The 25,612-nt window shown below is 69.2% G+C and carries 20 protein-coding genes and 1 riboswitch; of the genes, 8 read left to right on the forward strand and 12 right to left on the reverse strand.

What is annotated here, in order from left to right; genetic code table 11:
* Positions 1 to 2 precede the first annotated feature (2 nt).
* A riboswitch (TPP riboswitch) is annotated at positions 3 to 95 on the reverse strand.
* A 228-nt stretch (positions 96 to 323) separates the two neighbouring features.
* Both QVG61_RS12325 and QVG61_RS12330 read left to right on the forward strand, forming a co-directional pair.
* Positions 324 to 1,001 carry a protein-L-isoaspartate O-methyltransferase gene (locus QVG61_RS12325; protein ID WP_289930938.1) on the forward strand — a complete coding sequence of 226 codons (678 nt, stop codon included), beginning with the start codon at positions 324 to 326 and terminating at the stop codon, positions 999 to 1,001.
* Positions 1,002 to 1,251: 250 nt separating this feature from the next.
* On the forward strand, positions 1,252 to 2,571 hold the full coding sequence (locus QVG61_RS12330; RefSeq protein WP_289930939.1) for a TolC family outer membrane protein: 1,320 nt from the start codon (positions 1,252 to 1,254) through the stop codon (positions 2,569 to 2,571).
* 1,088 nt (positions 2,572 to 3,659) lie between these two features.
* Here the strand turns inward: QVG61_RS12330 and waaA are convergent.
* The 4 genes from waaA to QVG61_RS12350 form a co-directional block, all read right to left on the reverse strand.
* Complete coding sequence (gene waaA, locus QVG61_RS12335) at positions 3,660 to 4,964, reverse strand: lipid IV(A) 3-deoxy-D-manno-octulosonic acid transferase (RefSeq protein ID WP_289930940.1); 1,305 nt, start codon at positions 4,962 to 4,964, stop codon at positions 3,660 to 3,662.
* 216 nt (positions 4,965 to 5,180) lie between these two features.
* Complete coding sequence (rfaD, locus tag QVG61_RS12340; RefSeq protein ID WP_289930941.1) at positions 5,181 to 6,137, reverse strand: ADP-glyceromanno-heptose 6-epimerase; 957 nt, start codon at positions 6,135 to 6,137, stop codon at positions 5,181 to 5,183.
* Between the two features lie 62 nt (positions 6,138 to 6,199).
* Positions 6,200 to 7,630, reverse strand: a complete 1,431-nt coding sequence (hldE, locus tag QVG61_RS12345) for a bifunctional D-glycero-beta-D-manno-heptose-7-phosphate kinase/D-glycero-beta-D-manno-heptose 1-phosphate adenylyltransferase HldE (RefSeq protein ID WP_289930942.1) — start codon at positions 7,628 to 7,630, stop codon at positions 6,200 to 6,202.
* A 425-nt stretch (positions 7,631 to 8,055) separates the two neighbouring features.
* Positions 8,056 to 8,430 (reverse strand): hypothetical protein, encoded by a 375-nt coding sequence (locus tag QVG61_RS12350; RefSeq protein WP_289930943.1) that lies wholly within the window; start codon positions 8,428 to 8,430, stop codon positions 8,056 to 8,058.
* A 395-nt stretch (positions 8,431 to 8,825) separates the two neighbouring features.
* Here QVG61_RS12350 and lpxL point away from each other — a divergent pair, with 395 nt between their 5' ends.
* The 5 genes from lpxL (at position 8,826) to QVG61_RS12375 (ending at position 13,178) form a co-directional block, all read left to right on the forward strand.
* Positions 8,826 to 9,749, forward strand: coding sequence for an LpxL/LpxP family Kdo(2)-lipid IV(A) lauroyl/palmitoleoyl acyltransferase (gene lpxL, locus QVG61_RS12355; protein ID WP_289930944.1), 924 nt, complete (start codon positions 8,826 to 8,828; stop codon positions 9,747 to 9,749).
* Between the two features lie 61 nt (positions 9,750 to 9,810).
* Positions 9,811 to 10,221, forward strand: a complete 411-nt coding sequence (locus tag QVG61_RS12360; protein WP_289930945.1) for a DUF6165 family protein — start codon at positions 9,811 to 9,813, stop codon at positions 10,219 to 10,221.
* Positions 10,205 to 11,206 (forward strand): glycosyltransferase family 9 protein, encoded by a 1,002-nt coding sequence (locus QVG61_RS12365; protein WP_289930946.1) that lies wholly within the window; start codon positions 10,205 to 10,207, stop codon positions 11,204 to 11,206. The genes QVG61_RS12360 and QVG61_RS12365 overlap by 17 nt, the downstream gene beginning before the upstream one ends.
* The gene (locus QVG61_RS12370) at positions 11,203 to 12,117 is read left to right on the forward strand and encodes a glycosyltransferase family 9 protein (RefSeq protein WP_289930947.1); all 915 of its coding nucleotides are present in this window, start codon (positions 11,203 to 11,205) and stop codon (positions 12,115 to 12,117) included. The genes QVG61_RS12365 and QVG61_RS12370 overlap by 4 nt, the downstream gene beginning before the upstream one ends.
* A complete protein-coding gene (locus QVG61_RS12375) occupies positions 12,114 to 13,178 on the forward strand; it encodes a glycosyltransferase (RefSeq protein ID WP_289930948.1) in 1,065 nt (354 codons plus the stop codon). Before QVG61_RS12370 ends, QVG61_RS12375 begins: the two co-directional genes overlap by 4 nt.
* Before the next feature lie 523 nt (positions 13,179 to 13,701).
* On the opposite strand, the gene QVG61_RS12380 is transcribed toward QVG61_RS12375, so the two are convergent.
* The 8 genes from QVG61_RS12380 to glnE all read right to left on the reverse strand — a co-directional run bounded on the left by QVG61_RS12380 (position 13,702) and on the right by glnE (position 23,354).
* Positions 13,702 to 14,694: a glycosyltransferase family 9 protein gene (locus QVG61_RS12380; protein WP_289930949.1), complete on the reverse strand. Its 993-nt coding sequence runs from the start codon at positions 14,692 to 14,694 to the stop codon at positions 13,702 to 13,704.
* Positions 14,694 to 15,956 carry an O-antigen ligase family protein gene (locus QVG61_RS12385; protein ID WP_289930950.1) on the reverse strand — a complete coding sequence of 421 codons (1,263 nt, stop codon included), beginning with the start codon at positions 15,954 to 15,956 and terminating at the stop codon, positions 14,694 to 14,696. Before QVG61_RS12385 ends, QVG61_RS12380 begins: the two co-directional genes overlap by 1 nt.
* A gap of 10 nt (positions 15,957 to 15,966) precedes the next feature.
* Complete coding sequence (locus tag QVG61_RS12390; RefSeq protein WP_289930951.1) at positions 15,967 to 16,959, reverse strand: glycosyltransferase family 9 protein; 993 nt, start codon at positions 16,957 to 16,959, stop codon at positions 15,967 to 15,969.
* A complete protein-coding gene (locus QVG61_RS12395; RefSeq protein ID WP_289930952.1) occupies positions 16,956 to 18,080 on the reverse strand; it encodes a glycosyltransferase family 4 protein in 1,125 nt (374 codons plus the stop codon). Before QVG61_RS12395 ends, QVG61_RS12390 begins: the two co-directional genes overlap by 4 nt.
* Positions 18,073 to 19,002, reverse strand: coding sequence for a mitochondrial fission ELM1 family protein (locus QVG61_RS12400; RefSeq protein ID WP_289930953.1), 930 nt, complete (start codon positions 19,000 to 19,002; stop codon positions 18,073 to 18,075). Before QVG61_RS12400 ends, QVG61_RS12395 begins: the two co-directional genes overlap by 8 nt.
* A 94-nt stretch (positions 19,003 to 19,096) precedes the next feature.
* Entirely contained in the window at positions 19,097 to 19,318 is a 222-nt protein-coding gene (locus tag QVG61_RS12405; RefSeq protein ID WP_289930954.1) for a zinc-finger domain-containing protein, read from the reverse strand.
* Between the two features lie 28 nt (positions 19,319 to 19,346).
* Positions 19,347 to 20,270 (reverse strand): branched-chain amino acid transaminase, encoded by a 924-nt coding sequence (locus QVG61_RS12410; RefSeq protein WP_289930955.1) that lies wholly within the window; start codon positions 20,268 to 20,270, stop codon positions 19,347 to 19,349.
* Between the two features lie 171 nt (positions 20,271 to 20,441).
* Positions 20,442 to 23,354, reverse strand: a complete 2,913-nt coding sequence (glnE, locus tag QVG61_RS12415) for a bifunctional [glutamate--ammonia ligase]-adenylyl-L-tyrosine phosphorylase/[glutamate--ammonia-ligase] adenylyltransferase (RefSeq protein WP_289930956.1) — start codon at positions 23,352 to 23,354, stop codon at positions 20,442 to 20,444.
* Positions 23,355 to 23,522: 168 nt separating this feature from the next.
* On the opposite strand from glnE, the gene QVG61_RS12420 reads away from it, so the two are divergent.
* Complete coding sequence (locus QVG61_RS12420) at positions 23,523 to 24,689, forward strand: PilT/PilU family type 4a pilus ATPase (RefSeq protein ID WP_289930957.1); 1,167 nt, start codon at positions 23,523 to 23,525, stop codon at positions 24,687 to 24,689.
* Positions 24,690 to 25,612: the final 923 nt, after the last annotated feature.

A 25,612-nucleotide genomic window follows, 5' to 3' on the forward strand; every position in this document is an offset into this window, starting at 1 on the left:
ACGATATCTGCGGTCAGCTTCCCTGCGCCGGCACGATCCGGATCAGGTTCAAAGGGTGTCTCTCAGCCCCGCGCGGGGCACCCCTAGCCGATCCGGCGACAGTAAAGGAAGGGGCCGGCCATTGCAAGCCGTGAGACGGTCACGAAGCACGCGGAAACAGGCGCGGGACAATCAGGGAAGTCATGGAAAAAACATGGGAATCTCTGGCGCTTGCGTCCGTGGAGTTCGTGTTTTCCGAGATCATCCTGTCCGGCCGTGACAGTTGCCACCCCGAGTCAAACTCCGTACCCTACAGTCCGCAATTGCCACGGGGACAACGCGCGATGAGCGAGACGGCCACCGCCTTCGATTTCGAACAGGCCCGCTTCAATATGATCGAGCAGCAGATCCGGCCCTGGGATGTGCTCGACCAGCGGGTGCTCGACGTCCTTGCCGCCACCCCGCGCGAGGATTTCGTGCCCCCTGCCTTCCGTTCCTCCCTGGCCCTTGCCGACGTCAGCCTGCCACTCGGCCATGGCCAGACCATGCTGCCGCCGCGCCTGGAAGGCCGCATCCTGCAGTCGCTGGAGATCGACCCCGGCGACCGCATCCTCGAGATCGGCACCGGCAGTGGCTACCTGACCGCCTGCCTGGCCCGCCTCGGCGACCAGGTGCTGAGCGTCGATATCTTCCCGGAGTTCCTGGAGGACACCGGCCGCAAGCTGGAGGCGCAGCGCATCCACAACGTCGAGCTGCGCCAGGCCGATGCCGCTGCCGGCTGGCCGGCCGAGGACCGTTTCGACGTGATCGTCCTCACCGGCTCGCTGCCCGAGTTCCACGACGGCTTCCATCGGAGCCTCGGCCCCGGCGGCCGCCTGTTCCTGGTGGCCGGCCGGCCGCCGATCATGGAGGCCATGCTGATCACCCGCATCGACGAGGATCAATGGAGCCGCGAGGATCTGTTCGAGACCAGTCTGCCGCCACTGCTGAATGCCCCGCTCAGCGCCGGCTTCAGCCTCTAGCCCGGATATTGCACCAAGGATTCGATGCCGAGGGCGAGGCTGGCAAGGCAGCCTGGGTGATCGTCCGAAAAGTCATGGCCGTTGCTATGGCTTGAGGAGGATCGCCCAGGATGCAAAGCCAGAGTCGGCCTGACATCGAACAGGCACAAACCGTAACCCGCCCAGGGGGTCCTTCATGGCCATATTGTCCCTGTATTACAGCACGAACCCCATGCATGCGCGCCGCCTTGGTGCAATATCCGGGCTAACCATGCCGACGCGGAAACAGATTCAGCGCCTGGCCCTGGCCATCGGCCTGGCCCTCGGCAGTGCCGGAGCGCCGGGCGCCGACCTGCTGCAGGTCTACCGCCAGGCCCGGGAACAGGATCCGGGGTTGCGCGCCGCCGCCGCCGCCCGCCAGGCCGCCCTGGAGGCCCGCCCCCAGGCCCGCGCCCTGCTGCTGCCTTCGCTCGGCTTTCAGGGCAAGGCCAGCCGCAACAGCTATGACAAGCGCAACTCGGACGAGAAGACTGCCTATTCCACCAACCAGACCTACACGCTGGCACTGACCCAGCCGCTGTACCGTTACGACCGCATTGTCCAGTTGCGCCAGGCCGACAGCCAAATCGCCCAGGCGGAAGCGGAATACTCGGCCGCCGAGCAGGAACTGATGCTCAAGGTCGCGGAACGCTACTTCGACGTGCTGGCCGCGGTGGACGATCTCCGTTTCGCGCGCGCCGACAAGGACGCCATCCACCGCCAGCTGGAACAGGCCCAGCAGCGCTTCGAGGTGGGCCTGATCGCCATCACCGACGTGCAGGAGGCCCAGGCCCGCTTCGACCTCGCCACCTCCCAGGTGATCCTCGCCGAGAACCGGCTCGATTCCGCCCGCGAGGCCCTGCGCGAGATCACCGGCGCCCTGGACGAGACGCTGCAACCGCTGGGAGAAGGGCTGGAACTGGTGGCGCCGCAACCGCAGGCGATGGACGCCTGGGTGGAGCGCGCCCTGGAGGGCAACCTCGGCCTGGCCGCCACCCGTGCCGCGGTCGAGGCGGCGCGCAAGGAGGTCCGGCGCCAGTACGCCGGTCACTACCCGACCCTCGACCTGACCGCCAGCTACACCTACCAGGATGCCAACTTCGGTGGCGTCTTCCCGCTGGAGCGCAATGACGGCTCGATCGGCGTCGAGCTGAACATCCCCATCTACCAGGGCGGCCTGGTCAGCTCCAGAACCCGCCAGGCCAACCACCTGCTGCAACAGGCCCGCGACCAGCTGGAGGCCCAGCGCCGCAGCACCACCCGCCAGACCCGCGACGCCTACCGCGGCGTGGTCAGCGGCATCGCCCAGGTACGCGCCATGGAACAGGCCCTGAAGTCCACCGAGACTGCCCTGCGGGCCGCCGAGACCGGTTTCGAGGTCGGCACCCGCACCATCGTCGACGTGCTCAATGCCCAGCAGGAACGCTACCGCGCCGAGCGCGATCTGGCCCGCGCCCGCTACGACTACCTGCTCAACACCCTGCGCCTGAAACAGGCCGCCGGCAGCCTCTCCCCCCAGGACATCGAACAGGTCAACCGCTGGCTGCAGTGAGCCCCGGCCGCGGGGACAATCGCGGCGTGGACGCCGCTCCTACAGGGCCGGGCGGCGCGATTCATCGTAGGAGCGGCCTCCAGGCCGCGATCGGGGGCAGCAACCGCCGTCGCCAGGCGGAACCGAGGATGGCCACGAAACCCGCGAAACCCACGAAAAGATCGATGGCCACGGAATCCACGGAAAACACGGAACACATCGTAAGAGCGGCCTCCAGGCCGCGATCGAGGATCGCATCACCCGCCGTCGTCAGGCGAAACCTACGATGGCCACGAAACCCGCGAAACCCACGAAAAGATCGATGGCCACCGAATCCACGCGCCGCCACGGCGCAATCGCGGCGTGGACGCCGCTCCTACAGGAACCGGGCGGCTCGATTCATCGTAGGAGCGGCCTCCAGGCCGCGATCGAGGTGACATCAACCGCCGTCGTCAGGCGGAACCGGCGATGGCCACGAAACCCGCGAAACCCACGAAAAGATCGATAGCCACCGAATCCATGCGCCGCCACGGCGGCAATCGCGGCGTGGACGCCGCTCCTACAGGGCGGGGCGGCTCGATTCATTGTAGGAGCGGCCTCCAGGCCGCGATCGAGGTGACATCAACCGCCGTCGCCAGGCGGAACCGAGGATGGCCACGAAACCCACCAAACCCACGAAAAGATCGATAGCCACCGAATCCACGCGCCGCCACGGCGCAATCGCGGCGTGGACGCCGCTCCTACAGGGCGGGGCGGCTCGATTCATTGTAGGAGCGGCCTCCAGGCCGCGATCGAGGTGACATCAACCGCCGTCGCCAGGCGGAACCGGCGATGGCCACGAAACCCGCGAAACCCACGAAAAGATCGATAGCCACCGAATCCATGCGCCGCCACGGCGGCAATCGCGGCGTGGGCGCCGCTCCTACAGGGCCAGGTGGCTCGATTCATCGTAGGAGCGGCCTCCAGGCCGCGATCAGGAGCACCGCCCAATCGCGGCGGGGACGCCGCTCCTACAAGGGCCGGGCGGCGCGATTCATCGTAGGAGCGGCCTCCAGGCCGCGATCGGGAACTGCGCGGTGCACAGCCTAATCCTGGGTGCAATGTGCGGCTCAGGGGGCTGTGCGGAGGAGCACCGCCTCGATCATCGCCAGCACCCGGTCCCGCGCGCCGCGGTTCGCGGCCACCACCTGGCGGGCCTGCTCGCCCCAGGCATGGCGCCGGTTGGGATCGGCGAACAGCTCGCCGACCTCGCGGGCCAGTGATTCGGCATCCGCAACCTCCCGCGCGCCGCCTGCCTCCCGCAACAGCCGGGAGATCTCCTCGAAATTGAAGTGATGCGGCCCGAACAGCACCGGCAAACCCAGCGCCGCCGGTTCCAGGGGATTATGCCCGCCCACCTCCACCAGGCTGCCGCCGACGAAGGCGACGTCGGCCGCCGCGTAGAGCAGCAGCAGCTCACCCATGGTGTCACCCAGATAGACCTCGGTTTCCGCCGCCACCGCCTCGCCGGCGCTGCGTCGGGCCAGGCGCCAGCCCTCGGCCCGCAGGGCATCGGCAAGGGGCGCAAAACGTTCCGGGTGGCGCGGCACCAGCACCAGAAGGGCATCGGGAAAACGTTCACGCAGGCGGCGGTGCGCCGCCAGCAGCACGGCGTCCTCGCCCTCGTGGGTGCTGCCCGCGATCCACACGTGGCGCAGCCCCCATTCGCGGCGCAGCACCTCGGCCCGTTCCCGCAGGCTGGCGGGCACGGTCACGTCGAACTTGGTATTGCCCGTCACCTGGACCCGGTCGGGGGCCGCGCCCAGCGCGATCAGCCGCTCGGCATCGGCCCGACCCTGTGCCGCCAGCGCATCCAGGCAGGACAGGGTTGCAGCAGTGAGCCGGCGGACGCGCCGGTAGCCGGCGGCCGAACGCGCCGAGAGCCGCGCATTGACCAGCAGCAGGGGGATGCCGCGGCGGGCACAGGCGTGGAACAGGTTGGGCCAGATCTCGGTCTCCATGATCAGCACCAGGCGCGGCCGCACCCGGCCGAGAAAACGCCGCACCACGCCGGGCAGGTCATAGGGCATGTACAGATGCCGCACCCGGCCGCCGAACAGCTTCTCCAGCTGCGCCGAGCCGGTCGGCGTGGTGGTGGTCACCAGCAACTCGTGGTCGGGATGGCGCTGCAGCAGGGCCTGGATCAGCGGCGAGGCGGCCTGCACCTCGCCCACCGAGACCGCATGCAGCCAGATGCGCGGACGCGCTGCCAGGGGGGGCACGTAACCGAAGCGCTCCCGCCAGCGCCGCCGGTAGGCGGGGCCGCGCAGCAGCAGTCGCAACAGCACCAGCGGCGCCAGGGCGTAGAGGACGAGGGAGTAGAGGCCTCTCACCAGCGGCCCCTCACCCGGATATTGCACCAAGGCGGCGCGCATGAATGGGGTTCGTGCTGTAATACAGGGACGATATGGCCATGAAAGGCCCCTTGGGCGGGTTACGGTTTGTGCCTATTCGATGTCAGCCCGACTCTGGCTTCGCATCCTGGGTGATCCTCCTCAAGCCATGGCAACGGCCATGACTTTTCGGACGATCACCCAGGCTGCCTTGCCAGCCTCGCCCTGAGCATCGAATCCTTGGTGCAATATCCGGGCTCAGGCCCCGACCTCCCCGGCGTTGAGCAACGCCATGTACTCGGCCACACCCTGCTCCACGGTCTTGAACGGCCGCTCGTAACCGGCCGCGCGCAGGGCGCTGATGTCCGCCTCGGTGAAGCTCTGGTAGCGTCCCTTGAGATGATCGGGGAAGGGAATGTATTCGATGTGGCCACGGCCGTGCCAGGCGATCACCGCATTGGCCACGTCGTTGAAGGTCTGGCTGCGCCCGGTGCCGACATTGAAGATGCCCGACCGGTCGGGGTGACCGAGGAACCAGAGGTTGACCTCCACCGCGTCGCCGACATAGATGAAGTCGCGCCGCTGCTCGCCGTCACCGTAACCGTCGCAGCCCTCGAACAGACGCACGCTGTCGCCCTCCTTGAGCTGGTTGTTGAGATGGAAGGCGACGCTGGCCATGCTGCCCTTGTGCTGCTCGCGTGGCCCGTAGACATTGAAGTAGCGGAAGCCGACCACCTGGCTGCCCGCCTGCGGCAGGATGCGCCGCACGTACTGGTCGAACTGGAACTTGGAATAACCGTAGACGTTGAGCGGCTCCTCGTACTCCAGCGACTCGCGGAACACCCGGCCACCGCCATAGACCGAGGCGGAGGAGGCGTACAGGTAGCTGACGCCGTGCTCCAGGCAGAAGTGCAGCAGATCCTTCGAGTAGTCGTAGTTGTTGTGCATCATGTAGCGGCCATCCCACTCGGTGGTCGCCGAGCAGGCGCCCTCGTGGAACACCGCCTCGACCGGCCCCGGCGCGGCACCGGCGCGTACCCGCTCGATGAAGTCCTGCTTGTCCATGTAGTCGCGGATCTGCAGGTCGGCGAGGTTCTTGAATTTCACGCCGTTGCTGAGGTTGTCCACCACCAGGATGTCGTCCTGGCCGCTTTCGTTGAGCGCCTTGACGATGTTGGAGCCGATGAAGCCGGCGCCGCCGGTTACGATGATCATAGGTCTACCCGTTGCTGTTGAAACCCTGGCCCGGCGCTGCAGGTCGCAGCCCCGGCACGAACTCAGTCCTCCGCCCGGCGGATGGCGTCGATGATGTGCGAGGTGGAGACGCCGTCCTGGAAACCGAGCACGATCACCTGGCCGCCGTTCGCCTCCACACACTGGTGGCCGGCGATCTCCTGCGGCTGATAGTCGCCGCCCTTGACCAGCACATCGGGCTTGATGGCGCAGATCAGCCGCTCCGGCGTCTCCTCGCTGAAGGGCACCACCCAGTTGACGCTGCCCAGCGCCGCCAGCACCGCCATGCGCCGTTCCAGGGGATTGATCGGCCGCCCCTCGCCCTTCAGCCGGCGCACCGAGGCGTCGTCGTTGACCGCCACGATCAGCCGGTCACCGAGACGGCGCGCCTCGGCCAGGTAGCTGACGTGGCCGGCATGCAGGATGTCGAAACAGCCGTTGGTCATCACGATGCGCTCGCCATGGGCCCGGGCGTCGGCCACCGCCACCGCCAGCTGTTCCTCGCTGAGCACCCCGGAACCGGCGGCATGCTGCATGGCCAGAACCCGGCGGATCTCCGGAATGGAAGCCGCCGCCGTGCCCAGCTTGCCGACCACGATGCCGGCCGCGACATTGGCCAGGGCGGTGGCGTGCTGCAGGTCGGAACCGGCCGCCAGGCAGGCCGCCAGCACCGCGATCACCGTATCCCCGGCACCGGTGACGTCGAACACCTCGCGCGCCTCGGCCGGCAGATGGAACTCGGGGTGGCCCTCGCGCAGCAGGGTCATGCCCTGTTCGCCACGGGTCACCAGCAGGGCCTCCAGGCGATGGCGGCGGATCAGTTCCAGGCCCTTCTCCACCAGTTCCTCCTCGCTGCGGCAAGGCCCGACCACGGCCTCGAACTCGGCCAGGTTGGGAGTGATCAGGCTGGCGTCGGCATAGACCGAGAAGTCGTTTCGCTTGGGATCGACCAGCACCGGCCGGCCGGCGGCACGCGCCGCCTCGATCAGCTCGCGCAGGGGGCGCAGCGCCCCCTTGCCGTAATCGGAGATCACCACCGCACCGCAGTCCGGCAGCGCCTCACCATAGCTCGAGAGCAGCGGCGCCGGATCCACGTCCTCGAAACCGGTCTCGAAATCGAGCCGGATCAGCTGCTGGTGACGGCTGATGATGCGCAGCTTGGTCACGGTGGGCGCGCCGGCCAGGCGCTGCAGGCGGCACTCGACCCCCGCCGACTGCAGCGCCCGGGTCAGGCTGTCCGCCGCCTCGTCGTCACCGGTCAGGCCCAGCACCACTGCTTGCGCCTGGAGCGCGGCGATGTTCAGCGCCACGTTGCCGGCCCCGCCCGGCCGCTCCTCGGAACTGCCGATGTGCACCACCGGCACCGGCGCCTCGGGCGAGATGCGCGAGGTCGAGCCGTGCCAGTAGCGGTCGAGCATGACGTCGCCGACGACCAGCACGCGTGCCTGATCGAATGCGGGAATCTGGGGAATCATGGGGAAGGGATGATACAGGGAGAAGCCGGAAGCTAGAAGCTGGCCGCCACCGGGAACCCAATCGCGGCCTGGAGGCCGCTCCTACACGAGGCATGGCGGCACGATTCATGTAGGAGCGGCCTCCAGGCCGCGATCAGGGGTGGGCATCACCCGCCATCGTCAGGCGGAACCGAGGATGGCCACGAAACCCGCGAAACCCACGAAAAGATCAATGGCCACGGAATCCACGGAAAACACGGAACACATCGTAGGAGCGGCCCCCAGGCCGCGATCGGGGGTGGGCGTCAGCCGCCGTCGCCAGGCGGAACCGAGGATGGCCACGAAACCCGCGAAACCCACGAAAAGATCAATGGCCACGGAATCCACGGAACACATCGTAGGAGCGGCCTCCCGGCCGCGATCGGGGGTGGCATCAGCCACCGTCGTCAGGCGAAACCGACGATGGCCACGAAACCCGCGAAACCCACGAAAAGACGATGGCCACGGAATCCACGGAAAACACGGAACACATCGTAGGAGCGGCCTCCAGGCCGATCAGGGGTGGGCGTCAGCCGCCGTCGCCAGGCGGAACCGAGGATGGCCACGAAACCCGCGAAACCCACGAAAAGATCGATGGCCACGGAATCCACGCGCCGCCACGGCGCAATCGCGGCGTGGACGCCGCTCCTACGGGGCAAGGCGGAACCTCCTGTAGGAGCGGCCTCCAGGCCGCGATCAGGGGTGGCATCAGCCACCGTCGTCAGGCGAAACCGACGATGGCCACGAAACCCGCGAAACCCACGAAAAAGATCGATGGCCACGGAATCCACGCGCCGCCACGGCGCAATCGCGGCGTGGACGCCGCTCCTACGGGGCAAGGCGGAACCTCCTGTAGGAGCGGCCTCCAGGCCGCGATCAGGGGTGGCATCACCCGCCATCGTCAGGCGGAACCGACGATGGCCACGAAACCCGCGATACCCACGAAAAGACGATGGCCACGGAATCCACGGAAAACATCGTAGGAGCGGCCTCCCGGCCGCGATCGAGGGCGGACGCAAGCCACCCGACTCCTGAATCCTGAATTCTGGCTCCTGAATTCTGGCTCCTGAATTCTGGCTCCTGAATTCTGGCTCCTGAATTCTGAATTCTGAATTCTGGCTCCTGAATCCTGAATTCCATCTTCTGAATCCCCCCCCCTTCCCCTACAATCCCCCCCATGCCCGCCGCCAACCCCCGCGCCCCCCTGCTGCCTCTGCTCGCCCCGCGCTTCTGGCCACTGTGGAGCGGGCTCGGTCTCGGCTGGCTGGTCGCCCAGCTGCCCTACCGCTGGCAGATGCGGCTCGGCCGGGGTCTCGGTGCGCTCCTCTTTCACACCGCCCGGCGCCGGCGACACATCGCCAGGACCAACCTGCGGCTGTGTTTTCCGGAACTCGACGAGGCGGCACGGGAGCGGCTGCTGAGGTCCAACTTCGCCGCCCTCGGGATGGGGGTGGTGGAGACCGCCATGAGCTGGTGGACGCCCGATGCCCGGCTGCGGCCGCTGGCGCGCATCGAGGGCCTGGAACATCTGCGGGCGGCGCTGGCGCAGGGGCGCGGCGTGATCCTGCTCTCGGCCCATTTCATGACCCTGGAGATCGGTGGCCGGCTGCTGGCCCTCGAGGCTCCCTTCCACGTGCTCTACCGCGAACACAAGAATCCGTTGTTCGAACGGGTCATGCGCCGCGCACGGGAGCGGCATTTCGAGAAGGCCATCCCGCGCGACGACATGCGCGGCTTCCTGCGCAGCCTGAAGGCCAACATGCCGGTGTGGTACGCCCCGGACCAGAACTACGGCCGCGAACACAGCATCTTCGTGACCTTCTTCGGCATCCCCGCCGCCACCATCAGCGCCACCCACCGCCTGGCCCGCATCAGCGGCGCCCCGGTGGTGCCCTTCTTCCCCGAACGCCTGGCGGACGATGCCGGCTACCGGCTACGCCTGTTGCCGGCGCTGGCGGATTTCCCCAGCGGGGACGAGGCGGCCGACACCCAGCGCATCAACGACCTGATCGAGGCCGAGATCCGGCGCATCCCGGAGCAGTACCTCTGGGTGCACCGGCGCTTCAAGACCCGCCCGGAGGGCGAGAAGACGCCGTACTGAAGGCGGGCTGGTGTAAAATGGCCTCTCAGCGCCACCCCTTCCCCTCACAACGGAGTAGTACATGAGCATCCTGGCCCCCGTCTCGGTCGGCGAATTCCTGGACAAGGTCACCATCCTCGAGATCAAGTCCGAGCGCATCGACGACCCGGAGAAACTGGCCAACATCCGCCGCGAGCTGGACAGCCTGCGCGCCACCTGGGCCGCCTCGCCCTATGCCGGGGCCGATCTGGAACCGGAATATTCGCAGCTCAAGGCGGTCAACGAGCAGCTGTGGGAGATCGAGGACGACATCCGCGACAAGGAGCGGACCCGCTGTTTCGATGCCCGCTTCATCGAGCTGGCGCGCGCCGTCTATGTCACCAACGACCGCCGCGCCGAGCTGAAGAAGGCCCTCAATCTCAAGCTCGGTTCCGAGCTGGTGGAGGAAAAGTCCTACGCCGACTACCAGGGTGACGATGCAGCCGACCGCTGAACCGCACAGCCTGCTGGTCTACAGCAACGGCGACACCTTCGGCGACGCCCTGATCAAGCTGCCGGCCATCGGCGCCCTGCGCCATGCCTTCCCCGAGGCGCACATCACCTGGCTGGCCGGCCGTGGCCCGAGCCTCTACCGCGGTGCCCTGGCCCCCCTCGCCGAGCCCTGGCTGGACGAGGTGCTGGCCGATACCGGGGTCGGCGCCCGCTGGAGCGAACTGTTGCGCCGACCGCTCGGCGGGCGCCGCTTCGATCTGCTGATCGACACCCAGCAGTTCCTCAAGACCACGCTCATCCTGCGCCGCATCCGCCACGGCCTGTTCATCTCCGGCGCCGCCGGCTTCCGCCTCTCCGACCGGCGCCCGGCCGGCGGCCGGCGGCCGCGGGGCATGCTCGCCCGTCTGCTGCAACTGGTCGAGCTGGCCGCCGGCCGGCCGGTCGAGCCCATCTACCGCCTGGCACTGCCGGCCCGCTGGCGGGAAGCGGCCGCCCGCCTGCTACCAGCGGGATCCCGCTACGTCGGCCTGGCACCGGGCGCCGGCCAGCCGCAGAAATGCTGGCCACTGGAGCGCTTCATCGAGCTGGGCCGGCGCCAGGCGGAACGCGGCCGGGTGCCGGTGTTCTTCATCGGTCCCGACGAACAGCCCTGGATGGAGGCGATCCGCACGGCCCTGCCCGAGGCGCGTTTCCCGGAGTGGGAGGAGGCCGGGACAGGCGGCCCGCTGCTGGCCATCGCCCTGGCGGAACGCCTGGCCGTCAGCGTCGCCAACGATGCCGGTACCGGCCACATGCTGGCCGCCGGCGGCCAGCCCCTGATCTCCCTGTTCGGCCCCACCGATCCGGCCAAGTTCGCCCCCAACAGCCAGCGGCTGCAACTCATCCGCGCCCGGGACTTCGGCGCCGATGCGATGGACGCCATCCCCCTGGAGGCGGTGGACGCGGCCCTGGAGGCCGCGCTGCAGGCGACGGAGGCGACCTCGTGATCCGCTCCATACTGCTCATCTCGCTGAGCAACATCGGCGACGCGGTGATGACCACCCCGGTGCTGGAACGGCTGCACCAGCTCCATCCCGAAGCCGTGATCGACATCGTCGGCGACCGGCGTTCGAGCCGCATCTTCCATCACTGCCCCTATCGCGGCCACATCTTCCACAAGGAGAAGAAGCGCGGCTGGCGCGGGGTGCTGGCGCTGGTCGGCCAGCTGCGCCGGCAGCGCTACGACCTGGTGGTCGACCTGCGCACCGACGGCCTTGCCTACCTGCTGCGCGCCCGCCGGCGACTGGTGAAATGGGGCCGGCGTCCCTACGGCCCGCATGCCGTGGAGGACCTGATCTCGATCATCGACCCGATCAATCCCGGGCAGCGGATCCCGCCGCCCAGGGTCTGGCTGGGCCACGAGGAAGAGGACGCCGCCAAGCATCTGCTCCAGGACCTGCCGGGCCCGCGCCGGCTGGCGCTGGCGCCGGGCGCCAACTGGAGCGGCAAGATCTGGCCGGCGGAACGCTTCGCGGCGCTGGCCAACCGCCTCGGCGATCATTTCGACGGCGTGCTGCTGCTCGGCGGCCCGGGCGACCAGGAACGCTGCGCCGAGGTGGCGCGGCAACTGCAGCTCCCGGCGCTCGACCTCGCCGGACAGACCGACCTGCTCACCGCCAGCGCCCTGATCGCCCGCTGCCGGCTGCTGGTCGGCAACGACTCCGGCCTCGGCCACCTGGCCAGCGGTGTCGGCACGCCCACGCTGACCGTGTTCGGACCGGGCCGGCCGGAACGCTACCACCCCTGGGGTGCGGCCAACCGCTGGCGGGTCGGTGCCGACCGCTCGCTGGAAAGGCTGAGGGTCGAGGAGGTCGAGGCCGCGGCCCGCGAGCTGCTGGAGGCCGGGACCGACGCATGACCGATTCCCTGCACATCCTCGGCAGCCGCGGCGGCGGCGGTGCGGAAAATTTCTTCCTCCGCCTGGTCGGCGCCCTCAACGAGGCCGGCCACCGGGCCGCCGCGGTGGTACCCGCCGACAGCCAGGTCGCCGCCCGCCTGCCGGCCGGCGTCCCCCTCTATCCAGTGCCGATGCGCAGTGTCTGGGACCTGCCCTCGCGCTGGGCCATCCGCCGCCTGGTGCGCCGCCTGCGCCCGGCCATCGTCCAGACCTACATGGGCCGCGCCACCCGGCTCACCCGGCTGCCGGCCGGCGGCGGAACCGTGCACCTGGCCCGGCTCGGCGGCTACTACGACCTCAAGGGCTACCGCCACGCCCACGCCTGGATCGGCAACACCCGTGGCATCCGCGACTACCTGATCGCCGGCGGCCTGCCAGCGGAACGGGTGTTCCACATCGGCAACTTCATCGACCCGCCGCGCCCTGTCGACGCGGACGAGCTGGCGGCATGGCGCGCCCGGCTCGGCATCCCGCCCCAGGCGCGGCTGATCCTCGGCCTTGGACGGCTGCATCCCAACAAGGGCTTTGCCGACCTGCTCGACGCCTTCGAGCGCCTGCCGGCCGAGATCGAGGGCCGGCCGCTGCACCTGCTGATCGCCGGCGATGGCCCGCTGGCCGGGGAACTGCACGCCCATGCCGGGCGCCTCGGCTGTGGACCGCGCATCCACTGGGCCGGCTGGATAGACGACCCCAGCCCCTGTTTCCGGCTGGCCGAGCTGTTCGTCTGCCCCTCGCGCCACGAACCGCTGGGCAACGTAATCCTCGAGGCCTGGGCAGAGGGGCTGCCGGTGCTGACCACCGCCAGCCAGGGCGCCCGGGAACTGGTCACCCCCGGGGAGAATGGCCTGCTGGCCGGGATCGGCGACATCCCCGGCCTCGCCGCCGGCATGCAGCGGCTGCTGGAGGATGCGCCCCTGGCCCAGCGCCTGGCCGAGGCCGGCCTCAGCGAGGTGCGGACCCGGCACAGCCGCGAGGCGGTGGTCGGGGCCTACCTGGACCTGTACCGGCGGCTGGCCGGGTGAGACGATCGCGGCCTGGAGACCGCTCCTACAATAAATCGTGCCGCCATCCCATCGTAGGAGCGGTCGCCAGGCCGCGATTGCCGCCGTCGCAGCAAGAATCCGCCCTACAGGCCATCGCGCACACCAGCCAGGGAAGTTTCCGTGTTTTCCGTGGATTCCGTGGCCATCGGTCTTTTCGTGGGTTTCGCGGGTTTCGTGGCCATCCTCGCTTCCGCCTGACGACGGCGGCAACCCCATCGCGGCCTGGAGGCCGCTCCTACATTGTTTTCCGTGGATTCCGTGGATTCCGTGGATTCCGTGGATTCCGTGGATTCCGTGGATTCCGTGGATTCCGTGGATTCCGTGGATTCCGTGGATTCCGTGGATTCCGTGGATTCCGTGGCCATCGGTCTTTTCGTGGGTTTCGTGGCCATCGTTGCTTCCACCTGACGACGGCGGGTGATGCCACCTCGATCGCGGCCGGGAGGCCGCTCCTACCCATGCCCTGGCGGACCCACCCGTAGGAGCGGCCTCCAGGCCGCGATCAGGGGTTCGCAGGTGCCAGCAGCCCCTCGGCCTCCAGCCGCGCCAGCACCTCGTCCACGCCGATCCCGGCGAGACAGGCGTGGCCGCGTTCCGGCGGGCAGGTGCCGCGCTGGCAGGGGCTGCACTCGACCGGATGGCGCAGCACCCGTTCCGCCTGGCCGAGCGCATGATTCTTCACCCAGCGGGTGGGGCCGAAGAAGGCGAACAGCGGGATGCCGGCCGCGGAGAGGATATGCATGGGACCCGAGTCGTTGGTTACCGCAAACCGCGCCCGGCGTCCCAGCTCGGCCAGCTGGACGATGGAGAAGGCGTCGGTGGCATCCACGCCGGCCCGCTTCGCCAGGGTGGCGTTCAGCCCGGCGTCCTCGCCGGCCCCGACCCAGACCACTCCCAGACCGGCCTGCGCCAGCCGTTCTCCCAGCTCAGCGTAGTAGGGCCAGCACTTGCTCGGCCAGCGCGGGCTGGCGCCGGCGTGCAGCAGGGCCAGCGGCCGTTCGGCCAGCCCCTGCGCCGCCAGCCAGTCGTCGACCCGCTGGCGGTCGGCGTCGCTCGCCGGCAGCCAGGGCCGCGGCTCGGCCGGCGGCAAGCCGGCGCTGACCAGCACCTCGTTCATGCGCTCGAAGATGTGGGTCTCGCTGCGGTACCAGTCGGGCGGGTGGCGGGTGTAGGGGAAACGCGGCAGGTTGCCGATGCGCTCCGGCACCCCGGAAAGGGCCACCAGCAGGGAACTGCGATCGTTGGACTGCAGGTCGAACAGGCGGTCGAAGCGCATCGAGCGCAGCCAGCGCAGGGCCCTGAACATGTTGCCTGCGCCCTTGCGCGGAAAGGCTTGCACCCGCAGCCCCGGCCAGTGCTCGAACAGCGGCGCGAAGGCCGGCGTGGTCAGCAGCCAGAGTTCGTCGTCCACCAGGCTCTGCTGAATGCGGCGGATCAGGGCGGTGGCGATGACCACGTCGCCCAGCGCCCCCAGCTTGACGATCAGGGTACGCATCAGGCCCGTCGGTAACGCCCGTCCGCGGCCAGCATGCCGAGCGCCACCAGCAGCAGCCACCAGGCGATGGTCCCCCAGTAGCTGGCGTAGAGGGCCATGTGCGCATTGCCCGGGAACCAGGCCACCAGCACGGCGATGGCCCAGGGCCAGAACTCGGCCTGTGCCTCCGCCCCGACCCGGAACAGCTCGCGCAGGACCAGCCCGGCCATCAGCAGATAGCCGAGCAGGCCGAAGGTGCCGGTCTCGGCGGCGACCTCCAGGGCCATCTGATGCGGATGCGACTGCGGATAGGCCTGCTCACCGGGCTTCATCCTGCTCACCCAGTAGTCGTCGGGCTCGGCATACTGCAGATAGACATAGCGGAAGCCGCGCGGCCCGACGCCGTTGATCCAGTGCGCCCGATAGGTGTTGATGGCGGTCTGCCACAGCGACAGGCGCCGCCCCGTGGCGTCGTCCAGGGCCTGGGGATCGTCGCTCAGCACGCCGAGGGTCTGCGCCATGCGCGCCTGCATCGGCCCGTACTGCATGGCCAGCACCAGCACCACGGCCAGGCTGAGACCACCGGCCAGGCCCAGTTTCAGCAACTGGCGCCACTCGATCTGCCGTGCCACGTAGACGACATAGAAGACACCGGCCACCGCCAGCATCAGCCAGGCATTGCGATTGCCGCTGACCAGGATCAGCCCCAGCACCGCCGGCAGCAACAGCCACAACCAGGGCCGCCGCGACGCGCCGCGGCGGATGAACTCGAACAGCAGCGGTGACAGGGTGGCGGTGACGGTGCCGATGCGCAGCTTGGGATGGAAGATGCCGGTCGGCCGCTCGCCGTTGTAGGGATAGCCCAGCAGATCGTAACCCAGCACCATCTGCAGCAGGGCATCCAGGGTCCAGCCGAGGCCGATCAGGCCCGCCCCCAGAAACAGGCGGCGCCGGGCGGTGGCGTCGCGCAGGGTGTCGATGACGAAGAGGCCGGCAAAGAAGAAACGCAGGTCGACCAGGGCCGTGCTGGCTGCCCGCTTGAGGTTCACCGCATCCGGCAGGGAGAAGAGGATGGGCAGCCAGAAGCAGAGGAACAGCAGGGTCATCAGCCGCAGCAGCGGATCGCGCAGCACCTCGCCGGGGGCGCGCGCAAAGCGGGCGATGCCGATGAACATCATGATCGCCATCGGCAGATTGAACAGGGTCTTGGTCGCGAACAGGGGCAGGCAGGCGAGGATCAGCAGCCAGCGCCAGTTGTCGCGCAGCAGTTGGGAAGGGTTCATCGCGGTTCCATCATCCTTTCTGAAGCTGTCTGTCGACCTCGGCCAGCACCGCCTCGACCGATATCCGGTCGATGTAGGGCGCCCCGTACCAGGGCCGGCTGCCGTCCTCCGGCAGCACGCAATGGATGCGCACCGAATGGCTGAGCGGCGGCGACCCGCCGAACACGCCCACCGCCTCGACCCCGGCGGCAGCCGCCATGTTGAGGAAGCCGGTGTCGTTGCCGACGTACAGCCGGCAGGCAGCGAGCAGCGCGGCGGTATCGCGGATCGACAGATCCAGCGCCAGCTCGACCGGCACCCCGGCCCCGCTCAGGCCGCGGCGAATGGCCTCGCCGAGCGCTGCCTCGGCCGGCCCGCCGACCAGCATCAGGCTGCCGGCCCGCGCCCCCAGTGCCTTGCCGAGGGCGACGAAGCGCGCCTCGCCCCATTGCTTGAAGGGCTCGCTGCTGCCGATGCCGATCGCCAGCCAGGGCCGCGGGCAGTGCGCGAAGCGTGCCTCGACCGCCGCGCTGGCCGCCGGATCGATCGCCAGACGGGGTTCCGGATCACAGGCGATGCCCAATCGGTCGAGCAGTATACCCGCCTTGTCGATGGGGTGCCCCGCGGCCTCGCTGGGCGAGAGCAGCACCGGACGGGTGAGCAGGGCGCGATGCAAGGCACTGCGGCCGTAACCGATGCGCTCCGGGATGCCCGCCAGCCAGGCGGCCAGCACATAACGCGGGCTGTTGTGCAGGATCCACACCCGCCGGTAGCCCGCTGCGCGCAGCTCCGAGGCCAGGCGCAGCAGGCCGCGCAGTCCACCGTGACGGCCGGCGCCGCGCTCCAGCCAGAGCACCCGGCCGATGCAGGGATCGGCACCGAGCAGCTGATCGGCGCGGGAGCGCGGCTTGGTCAGCACGTCGACCCGGCCCGCCTCCGTCTGCCCGGCGAGGGCATGCAGCACCGGCAGATGCCAGACCATGTCGCCGATGCCCGGCAGCGGCTGGATCACCAGCTCGCTCACCGCGGCGCCTCCGCCAGCTCGGCATAGACCGCCAGGGTGGCATCGAGCATGGTCTGCAGGGTGAAGGGATGGCCGGCCGGCACCGCGGGTGGCGCCTCGTACCACTGGCGCAGGCGCGTAGTCACCGCGGCGACGTCTGCCACCGGCACCGCCCCCGCCGACAGCACCGCGGCCAGCTGCTCGCCGACCCCGCCGTGGTCGTAGCCACACACCGGCCGGCCCAGGCTCAGCGCCTCGATGGTGGTGCGGCCGAAGGCCTCCGGATCGTGCGACAGCGACAGCACCACGTCGGAGACCGCGAGGATCTCGCGCAGGTCGCTGCGGTGACCGGTCATCAGCAGATCACCCTCCAGGCCGGCGGCGCGGATCGCCGCCTCCAGCTCGCGGGCATAGGCCTGCTTGCGCGGATGGGCGCCACCGGCCATGACCCCCGCCACCGGCAGACCCGCAGCCTTGAGCGCGGCGACGATCTCGATGAAGTCTTCCTGCCCCTTCCAGCGCGTCAGCCGGCCCGGCAGGGTGACCACGAAACGGCCCTCGAGCTGCGGATAGCGCTGGTACCAGGCGGCCAGCCAGTCGGCGGGTGGCCGATAGCCGTGGGGATAGCGGGCCGGGTCCACGCCACGGTGGATGACCCTCAGCCGCGCCGGATCCACTCCGGGATAGTTGGCCAGCACATAGTCGCGGACGCTCGCCGAGACCGCGATCACCCGCTCGCCACGGGTCATCACCGCGCTGTAGCGGCCCACGCTGTAGAAGCCGTGGACCGTGCTCACCAGCCGCGGCCGGCTGGCCGGATCCATGCCGCGCCAGGCCAGCCAGGCGATCCAGGCCGGCAGCCGGGAACGCACGTGAAGGATATCCGGCCGGCGCTCGGCGAGCAGCCGGCGCAGGCGGGGCACGTACCCCAGGGTGGCGAGCGACTTGCGCCCCACCGGCCAGGCGATGTGCTCCGCGCCCGAGGCCTCGAGTTCCGGCAACAGCCGGCCGCCGGCCGACATGACCAGCGCCCGGTGACCGCGGCGCACCAGCTCGGCGGCGACCTCCAGGGTGCCGCGCTCCACGCCGCCGGCGTCCAGCGCCGGCAGCAGCTGCAGCACGCTCAGACGGCGCTCAGCCACGGCACCAGCCCCGCCCGACGATTTCCCGGGCACAGCGCGCGGCCTCGTTGAAGGGCTCGGCCGGGGCGCGCAACAGGGCGCCTGCCTGCCAGTCGGCGAAGGGCGTCACCAGGCCTTCCGCCTCCAGGCGCGCCAGACCCCGCTGGATACGTCCGCCCGCCGCCCCCGGCAGATCGAACAGCCCCACCGCGGCGCCGGCGGTGAGCGCCTCGTAGACCATGGACACGCTGTCCGGGGTGACCCAGACGCGGGCCGCCTCGCCAAGCTGCACCGGCAGCCAGTCGCGGTCGACGTCCTGCCAGCGCACCAGCGCCAGCCGCGGCGCCTCGCCGAGGCGGCGCTGCAGGGCCTCGATGAAGCTCTCCGGCGTGCGCCGGGAGGTGCACAGGCGCCAGCCGATGCCGGTCTCGTCGCCGAGCACCGCCTCGATCTGGTCGAGCAGCGCCTCGGCGTCCCAGCCGAAATGCCGCGAGGGGCCACCGATCAGCAGCAGGCCGCGACGCGGGTCCTTGGCCGGCGCCGGCCGCACCCGGTTGAGCACGCCGCGGGTGGCGATCACGTTGGCCCGCTGCGGCGGGTCGTCGTGTTCCGGGATCAGGCAGAGATCGAACAGGCCCAGCGGCAGGCTGGGCTTCATCAGCACGATGATGCGCCCGCCGCGCGCGCGGCGGGCGGCCAACATGGCGACGTGGGTGGCATGGCCGGCACCGAGCAGCAGGTCGGGGCCGGGCAGGCGCGCACCGGGCGGGAAGCGCCGCGAGAGCAGCGCCACGAGGCTCTGCCAGGCCGGCGGCACCTCGAGCTCGTGAACCTCGACCGGCAGCCGCTCGGCCAGCGCCGCCAGCAGGCCGGCGGTCTGGTTCTCGTGGCCGGGCTTCCCGTCCAGGAAGCGCCAGATGCGGCAGGAAGAGGCGGTGTTCAAGGGCGTGTCGGATCTGTCCTTCGGGATGGGGTTGACTGGCTACGCCGATCGCGGCCTGGAGGCCGCTCCTACTCTCCATCCCCAGGCGCGGCGGTCACTCGCCTTTCAAGACATACTCCGCGCTGCAATAGGGACAGCGGGCGTGACCGGTGGCGGCGAGCGGCAGATAGACCCGCGGATGCGAGTCCCAGAGGCTCATGTCGGGCTGCGGGCAGCAGACCGGCCGGTCGGCGCGCTCGATCTCGTAGCGCCGCTCGGCGTTGGGCCGGCGATAGCGGTCAGTGCCGGCCGCTGCTGCAGTATCGGGATTGGTCATCGTCGTCCTCCGTCCGGCTGCCGCCGGTTCAGGCCACCGGGGTCAGCCATTCCGGGTGCACCTGGTGGCGGCCGTGCACCACGTCGAAATAGAGCTTCTGCAGGCGTTCGGTGATCGGCCCGCGGCTGCCGCTGCCGATCGGCCGGTTGTCGACCTCGCGGATCGGCGTGACCTCGGCCGCGGTGCCGGTGAAGAAGGCCTCGTCGGCCAGGTAGACCTCGTCACGGGTGATGCGTTTCTCGCGCACCTCGATGCCCTGCTCGCCGGCCAGGCGCATGATGGTGTCGCGGGTGATGCCCTCCAGGGCCGAGGTCAGATCCGGCGTGTAGATGATGCCGTCACGCACGATAAAGATGTTCTCGCCGCTGCCCTCGGCGACGAAGCCATCGACGTCGAGCAACAGCGCCTCGTCGTAGCCGTCGGTCAGGGCCTCGTTCAGCGCCAGCATGGAGTTCATGTAATTGCCGTTGGCCTTGGCCCGGCACATGGTGACGTTGACGTGATGGCGCATGAAGGACGAGGTCTTGATGCGGATGCCGTTCTTCATGTTGTCCTCGCCGAGATAGGCACCCCACTCCCAGGCGGCGACCATGACGTGCACCTTGAGGTTGTCGGCCCGCAGGCCCATGCCTTCGGAACCGTAGAAGCACATCGGCCGCAGATAGGCCGTCTCCAGGCCGTTCTCGCGCACCACGGCGCGCTGGGCCTCGTTCAGGGTCTCGGCATCGAAGGGGATGTCCATCCTGAGGATGCGCGCCGAGCCGAACAGGCGTTTGGTGTGATCGGCCAGCCGGAAGATGGCCGTGCCCTGCTCCGCGCGGTAGGCACGCACGCCCTCGAACACCCCCATGCCGTAGTGCAGGGTGTGGGTGAGCACATGGGTGGTCGCGTCCCGCCAGGGAACCAGCTCGCCATCCATCCAGATGACGCCGTCACGATCGGCCATCGACATCGATACGACTCCTTGGTTTTAGAAGCCAGGAGCTAGGAGCTAGGAGTTAGAAGCTAGAAGGCGGGTCCAGATGTAGGGCGGGCACTACCCCTTCCCAGCTCCTAACTCCTAACTCCTAACTCCTAGCTCCTAGCTCCTAGCTTCTAACTTCCAGCTCCTGGCTTCTAACTTCTAGCTTCGAGCTTCCAACTTCTCCCCCATCAGCCGTTCCCAGACGGCGATCACCCGCTGGCGCATGGCCGCGAACTCGCGGGCCTCGACCTGGGCCGGCGCCGCCTGCAGGGTCAGGTGATGGAGGCGCTTGCGATAGGCGCGGTAGGCCTCGGCCAGGGCCGTCGCCTCATCGCCCGCCAGCAGCCCGTCCGCGGCCAGGGCCTCGAGCAGGCGGAGGTTGTCGGTGAAGCGCAGCAGGTCCGGGTGGTCGTGGGCCCAGCGCAGAATGCTGTATTGCACCATAAATTCGATGTCGGCGATACCTCCCGCCCCCTGCTTGAGGTCGAAGCGGCCCGGCGGCGCGCGGTCGAGTTCGGCGCGCATCCGCCGGCGCATCTCGCGCACCTCGCGCTGCAGCTCCCCGGGGTCGCGCGGCCGGCCCAGCACCTCGCGGCGCAGCGCCTCGAAGACCTCCGCAGGCGCCGCGTCGCCGGCCACCGGCCGGGCCCGCACCAGCGCCTGGTGCTCCCAGGTCCAGGCCTCCTCCCGCTGGTAGCGGGCAAAGGCCTCGATGTCGGTGACCAGCAGACCGGATTCGCCACTGGGCCGCAGCCGCATGTCCACCTCGTAGAGCACCCCGGCCGGGGTCAGGGTGCTGAGCAGATGGATGATGCGCTGGCCGAGGCGGGCGAAGAACAGGGCATTGTCGACCGGCCGGGGCCCCTCGGTGCGCTGCCGCCCGCCCAGGCTGTCGTGCAGGAAGACCAGATCGAGATCGGAGCCGTAGCCCAGCTCGCGCCCGCCCAGCTTGCCGTAGCCGATGATCGCAAAGCCCGCATCACGCGCCCTGCCCCCCGCCACGCAGCGCGGCCTGCCATGGCGCTCGACCAGGTGGGCGCGGGCCAGCTCCAGCACCCGGGCCAGCACCACCTCGGCGATGTCCGTGAGATGGTCGCTGACCCGGGTCAGCGGCGCCGCGCCGGCCACGTCGGCGGCCGCCACGCGCAGCACCGCGGCCTGCTTGAAGTGACGCAGGGCATCCATCTGCTGCTCCAGATCGCCGGCGCCGATGCCGGTGAAGCGCCGCGCCAGCTCGCGCTCCAGCTCCTCGCGGGTCGGCGGACGATAGAGGGTGCGGGGATCGAGCAGCTCGTCGAGCAGGATGGGCTGGCGGGTGAGCTGTTCGGCGATCCAGGGACTGGCGTCGCACAGCCGCACCAGCTGGGACAGCGCCATGGGATTCTCGACCAGCAGCGCCAGATAGGCGCTGCGGCCGGAGATGGCCTCGATCAGCCGCGCCACCCGTCCCAGCGTCCGGGCGGGACTGCGGCTGTCGGCGACCGCCGCCAGCAACAGCGGCATCAGCCGCTCCAGACGTTCCCGGCCACGGCTGCCGAGGCGGCTGCCGACATCGCTGCGCAGCCGGCCGAGCAGGCGCAGCGCCTCGGCCGGGTCGTCGTAGCCGGTCTCCTCCAGCACCGCCTCGGCCTCGGCCCCGTCCAGCGCCCCGCGCCACAGGGCGGCCAGCCGCTCGGCCTCGCCGTCGGTGCCGGCCTCGGCCTGGGGAGCGCCGAACACCTGGGCGAACTGGCCGTCGACGAAGCGCCGGTGATACGCCAGCACCTGCTCGAAGGCGGGCCAGCCGGCATAGCCCATGCTGAAGGCCAGCCGCGTCCGGCCCGCCTCGTCGGCCGGCAGCTGGTGGGTCTGGGCATCCTCGTATTCCTGCAGCCGGTTCTCGGTGCGACGCAGGAAATCATAGGCCTCGGCCAGGCGGCGCGCGGCGAAATCGGGCAGCAGGTCCAGCTCGACCAGTACCTGCAGCACCCGCAGCAGGCGCCGTTCGCGCAGCCGCGGCTCGCGCCCGCCGCGGACCAGCTGAAAGGCCTGGACGATGAACTCCACCTCGCGGATACCGCCTGGACCCAGCTTGATGTTGGCGTCCATGCCCTTGCGCGCCACCTCGCGGCGGATCAGCGCCTTCATCTCGCGCAGCTGCTCGAAGGCACCGAAATCGAGGTAACGGCGGTAGACGAAGGGCTGCAGCAGCGCCATCAGGGCGGCGTTGGCTTGCGGATCGCCGGCCACCGGCCGCGCCTTGATCAGCGCATAGCGTTCCCACTCGCGGCCCTGCGACTGGTAATAGGTCTCGATCTGTTCGAAGTCCATCACCAGCGGGCCGCTGTCGCCGTAGGGGCGCAGTCGCATGTCGACCCGGTAGACGAAGCCGCCGGCGGTGTTGTCGGCCAGCACCCTGATCAGCCGCTGGCCGAGACGGGTGAAGAACGCCTCGTGACTGAGCTTGCGCGGCCGGCGGATCCAGCCGGCCTCCGGATAGGCGAAGATCAGGTCGATGTCGGAGGAGAAGTTCAGCTCGTGGGCGCCAAGCTTGCCCATGCCCAGCACCGAGAGCCGCTGCGGCCGGCCGGCGGCATCCCTGGGCGTGCCCAGTTCCCGGCACTGCCAGGCATGGAGCCGGTCGAGGGCGGCGCCGATGCAGGCATCGGCCAGGTCGGAGAGATCCTGCAGCACCGCCTCCAGCGACGCCCAGCCGGCCAGATCGCGCCAGGCGATGCGCACCATCTCGCGCCGCCGCAGCTGGCGCAGCATCCGGCCCAGAGCGGCCTCGTCCGTGACCTTTGCCAGAGCCGCCTCCACCCGGGCGTGTATCTCGCCGGGCGCGCTGTCTGTCAGCAGGTCGCCGGAATCGAGCAGCCCGGCCAGCAGGGCGGGGTCGCGAATGCAGCTCAGGGCGACGAAATCGCTGGCCGCCCAGACCCGCCCCAGGGCGCGCAGCCACTCCCGATGGCCGGGCGGTGCCAGGCCCGCCGCCCCGGCCGCCTCCAGGTAGGCCGACCAGCGCGCCTCCAGCCGGGCATGCAGCGAAGACGGGACGTCATGGCCGATCTCAGAAAATGCGGACGACTTCACACTCTGCCCCCTGACATGCTCCATATCAGGAGCTTACCAGCCTGCCTGTGCCTTTGCCCGCCACCACGGCGACGCCAAGGGCCCCGAGCGGTACCCCCGCCACTCAAGCCGGCCGGCCCTGCGCCGACATCCTGAGAGTTACGCGTTCATCAGTCCGAGGGGGATACTATGGAGTTCAAGGATTATCTGAAGATCATGGTCCTCAAGGAGGCCTCCGACCTCTACCTGAGCTCGGGCGCGCCGCCCAGCGTGAAGATCCATGGCCAGATGAAGCTCGTCGAGAAGGCGACCCTCACCCCGCAGCGCATCAAGGAAATCGCCTATTCGCTGATGGACGAGGAACAGATCCGCCAGTTCGAGAAGAAACCGGAGATGAACCTGGCGATCTCCGAGACCAGCGTCGGCCGCTTCCGCGTCAACATCTTCCGCCAGCGCAACAGTGTCGGCATGGTGGTGCGCAACATCAAGACCGAGATCCCGCACTGGGAAGGCCTCGGCCTGCCGCCGATCCTCACCGAGATCATCATGTCCAAGCGCGGCCTGGTGCTGTTCGTCGGCGCCACCGGCTCCGGCAAGTCGACCTCGCTGGCCTCGCTGATCGACTACCGCAACCAGCACTCGGCCGGTCATATCATCACCATCGAGGACCCGATCGAATTCGTCCACCAGCACAAGAAATCGATCGTCAATCAGCGCGAGGTCGGGCTCGATACCGATTCCTACGAGGACGCCCTGAAGAACACCCTGCGCCAGGCGCCGGACGTGATCCTGATCGGCGAGATCCGCGACCGCGAGACCATGGAGCACGCCATCACCTTTGCCGAGACCGGCCATCTGGCGATCTCCACCCTGCATGCCAACAACGCCAACCAGGCGCTGGACCGCATCATCAACTTCTTCCCCGAGGACCGCCGCGACCAGCTGCTGCTCGACCTGTCGCTGAACCTGCGCGCCTTCGTCTCCCAGCGGCTGATCCCCACCACCGATGGCAAGCGCACCGCGGCCGTCGAGGTGCTGCTCGGCACACCGCTGGTCCAGGATCTGATCCACCGCGGCGACATCCACGAGATCAAGGAAGTGATGGAGAAGTCGGAAAACCTCGGCATGCAGACCTTCGACAGTGCCCTGTACAAGCTGTACATGGCCGGCACCATCGGCCTGGAGGATGCGCTGCGCAATGCGGATTCGCCGAACAACCTGCGGCTGCGGATCAATCTCACCGCCGAGGGTGGCGAGGTGCGGCTGGAGGAAGAGGCCTCGCGGCTGAGCATTGCCGAGGAAGCGGAACCGCAGCTCGCGGCGGGCGCCGGCCTGTCGCTTTCTCCCACCGACTGACCCCGGCGGCCAGCGCACAAAAAAACCCCGGCCGGGGGGGCCGGGGCAAACCTCACAGGGGTGGAGGAGTACAAACCCTGTGCCAGGAAGTCGTGGCAGGACGTGCGTACCGCCGCTGAACAACTGCACTCATAAGGGTAGACGCCTGCCGGCCGGTTTTATTCCCGATCGCGGCCGGGAGGCCGCTCCTACGGATACCTCGTGCCACCACGCCCTGTAGGAGCGGCGTCCACGCCGCGATTGTGGCGGCAACCCCATCGCGGCCTGGAGACCGCTCCTACGGATACCTCGTGCCGCCACGCCCTGTAGGAGCGGCGTCCACGCCGCGATTGTGGCGGCAACCCCATCGCGGCCTGGAGGCCGCTCCTACGGATACCTCGTGCCGCCATACCCTGTAGGAGCGGCGTCCACGCCGCGATTTTGGTGGCACAACCCATCGCGGCCTGGAGGCCGCTCCTACATTGTTTTCCGTGGATTCCGTGGGTTCCGTGGCCATCGGTCTTTTCGTGGGTTTCGTGGGTTTCGCGGGTTTCGTGGCCATCGTCGGTTCCGCCTGACGACGGCGGCAACCCCATCGCGGCCTGGAGGCCGCTCCTACGGATACCTCGTGCCGCCATACCCTGTAGGAGCGGCGTCCACGCCGCGATTTTGGTGGCACAACCCATCGCGGCCGGGAGGCCGCTCCTACACTATTTTCCGTGGCCATCGGTCTTTTCGTGGGTTTCGCGGGTTTCGTGGCCATCCTCGGTTCCGCCTGACGACGGCGGCAACCCCATCGCGGCCGGGAGGCCGCTCCTACATTGTTTTCCGTGGATTCCGTGGGTTCCGTGGCCATCGGTCTTTTCGTGGGTTTCGCGGGTTTCGTGGCCATCCTCGGTTCCGCCTGACGACGGCGGCAACCCCATCGCGGCCGGGAGGCCGCT

The organism is Thiohalobacter sp. IOR34 (assembly GCF_030406045.1).
GTDB lineage: Bacteria > Pseudomonadota > Gammaproteobacteria > Thiohalobacterales > Thiohalobacteraceae.

Coding starts and splice junctions, on each gene's coding strand:
- QVG61_RS12410 (WP_289930955.1), bottom strand. CDS start 20,270: ATGTCGATGGCCGATCGTGACGGCGTCATCTGGATGGATGGCGAGCTG.
- QVG61_RS12405 (WP_289930954.1), bottom strand. CDS start 19,318: ATGACCAATCCCGATACTGCAGCAGCGGCCGGCACTGACCGCTATCGC.
- hldE (WP_289930942.1), bottom strand. CDS start 7,630: ATGATTCCCCAGATTCCCGCATTCGATCAGGCACGCGTGCTGGTCGTC.
- QVG61_RS12365 (WP_289930946.1), top strand. CDS start 10,205: ATGCAGCCGACCGCTGAACCGCACAGCCTGCTGGTCTACAGCAACGGC.
- rfaD (WP_289930941.1), bottom strand. CDS start 6,137: ATGATCATCGTAACCGGCGGCGCCGGCTTCATCGGCTCCAACATCGTC.
- QVG61_RS12330 (WP_289930939.1), top strand. CDS start 1,252: ATGCCGACGCGGAAACAGATTCAGCGCCTGGCCCTGGCCATCGGCCTG.
- QVG61_RS12325 (WP_289930938.1), top strand. CDS start 324: ATGAGCGAGACGGCCACCGCCTTCGATTTCGAACAGGCCCGCTTCAAT.
- QVG61_RS12360 (WP_289930945.1), top strand. CDS start 9,811: ATGAGCATCCTGGCCCCCGTCTCGGTCGGCGAATTCCTGGACAAGGTC.
- waaA (WP_289930940.1), bottom strand. CDS start 4,964: ATGCGCGCCGCCTTGGTGCAATATCCGGGTGAGGGGCCGCTGGTGAGA.
- QVG61_RS12385 (WP_289930950.1), bottom strand. CDS start 15,956: ATGAACCCTTCCCAACTGCTGCGCGACAACTGGCGCTGGCTGCTGATC.
- QVG61_RS12375 (WP_289930948.1), top strand. CDS start 12,114: ATGACCGATTCCCTGCACATCCTCGGCAGCCGCGGCGGCGGCGGTGCG.
- QVG61_RS12380 (WP_289930949.1), bottom strand. CDS start 14,694: ATGCGTACCCTGATCGTCAAGCTGGGGGCGCTGGGCGACGTGGTCATC.
- QVG61_RS12420 (WP_289930957.1), top strand. CDS start 23,523: ATGGAGTTCAAGGATTATCTGAAGATCATGGTCCTCAAGGAGGCCTCC.
- lpxL (WP_289930944.1), top strand. CDS start 8,826: ATGCCCGCCGCCAACCCCCGCGCCCCCCTGCTGCCTCTGCTCGCCCCG.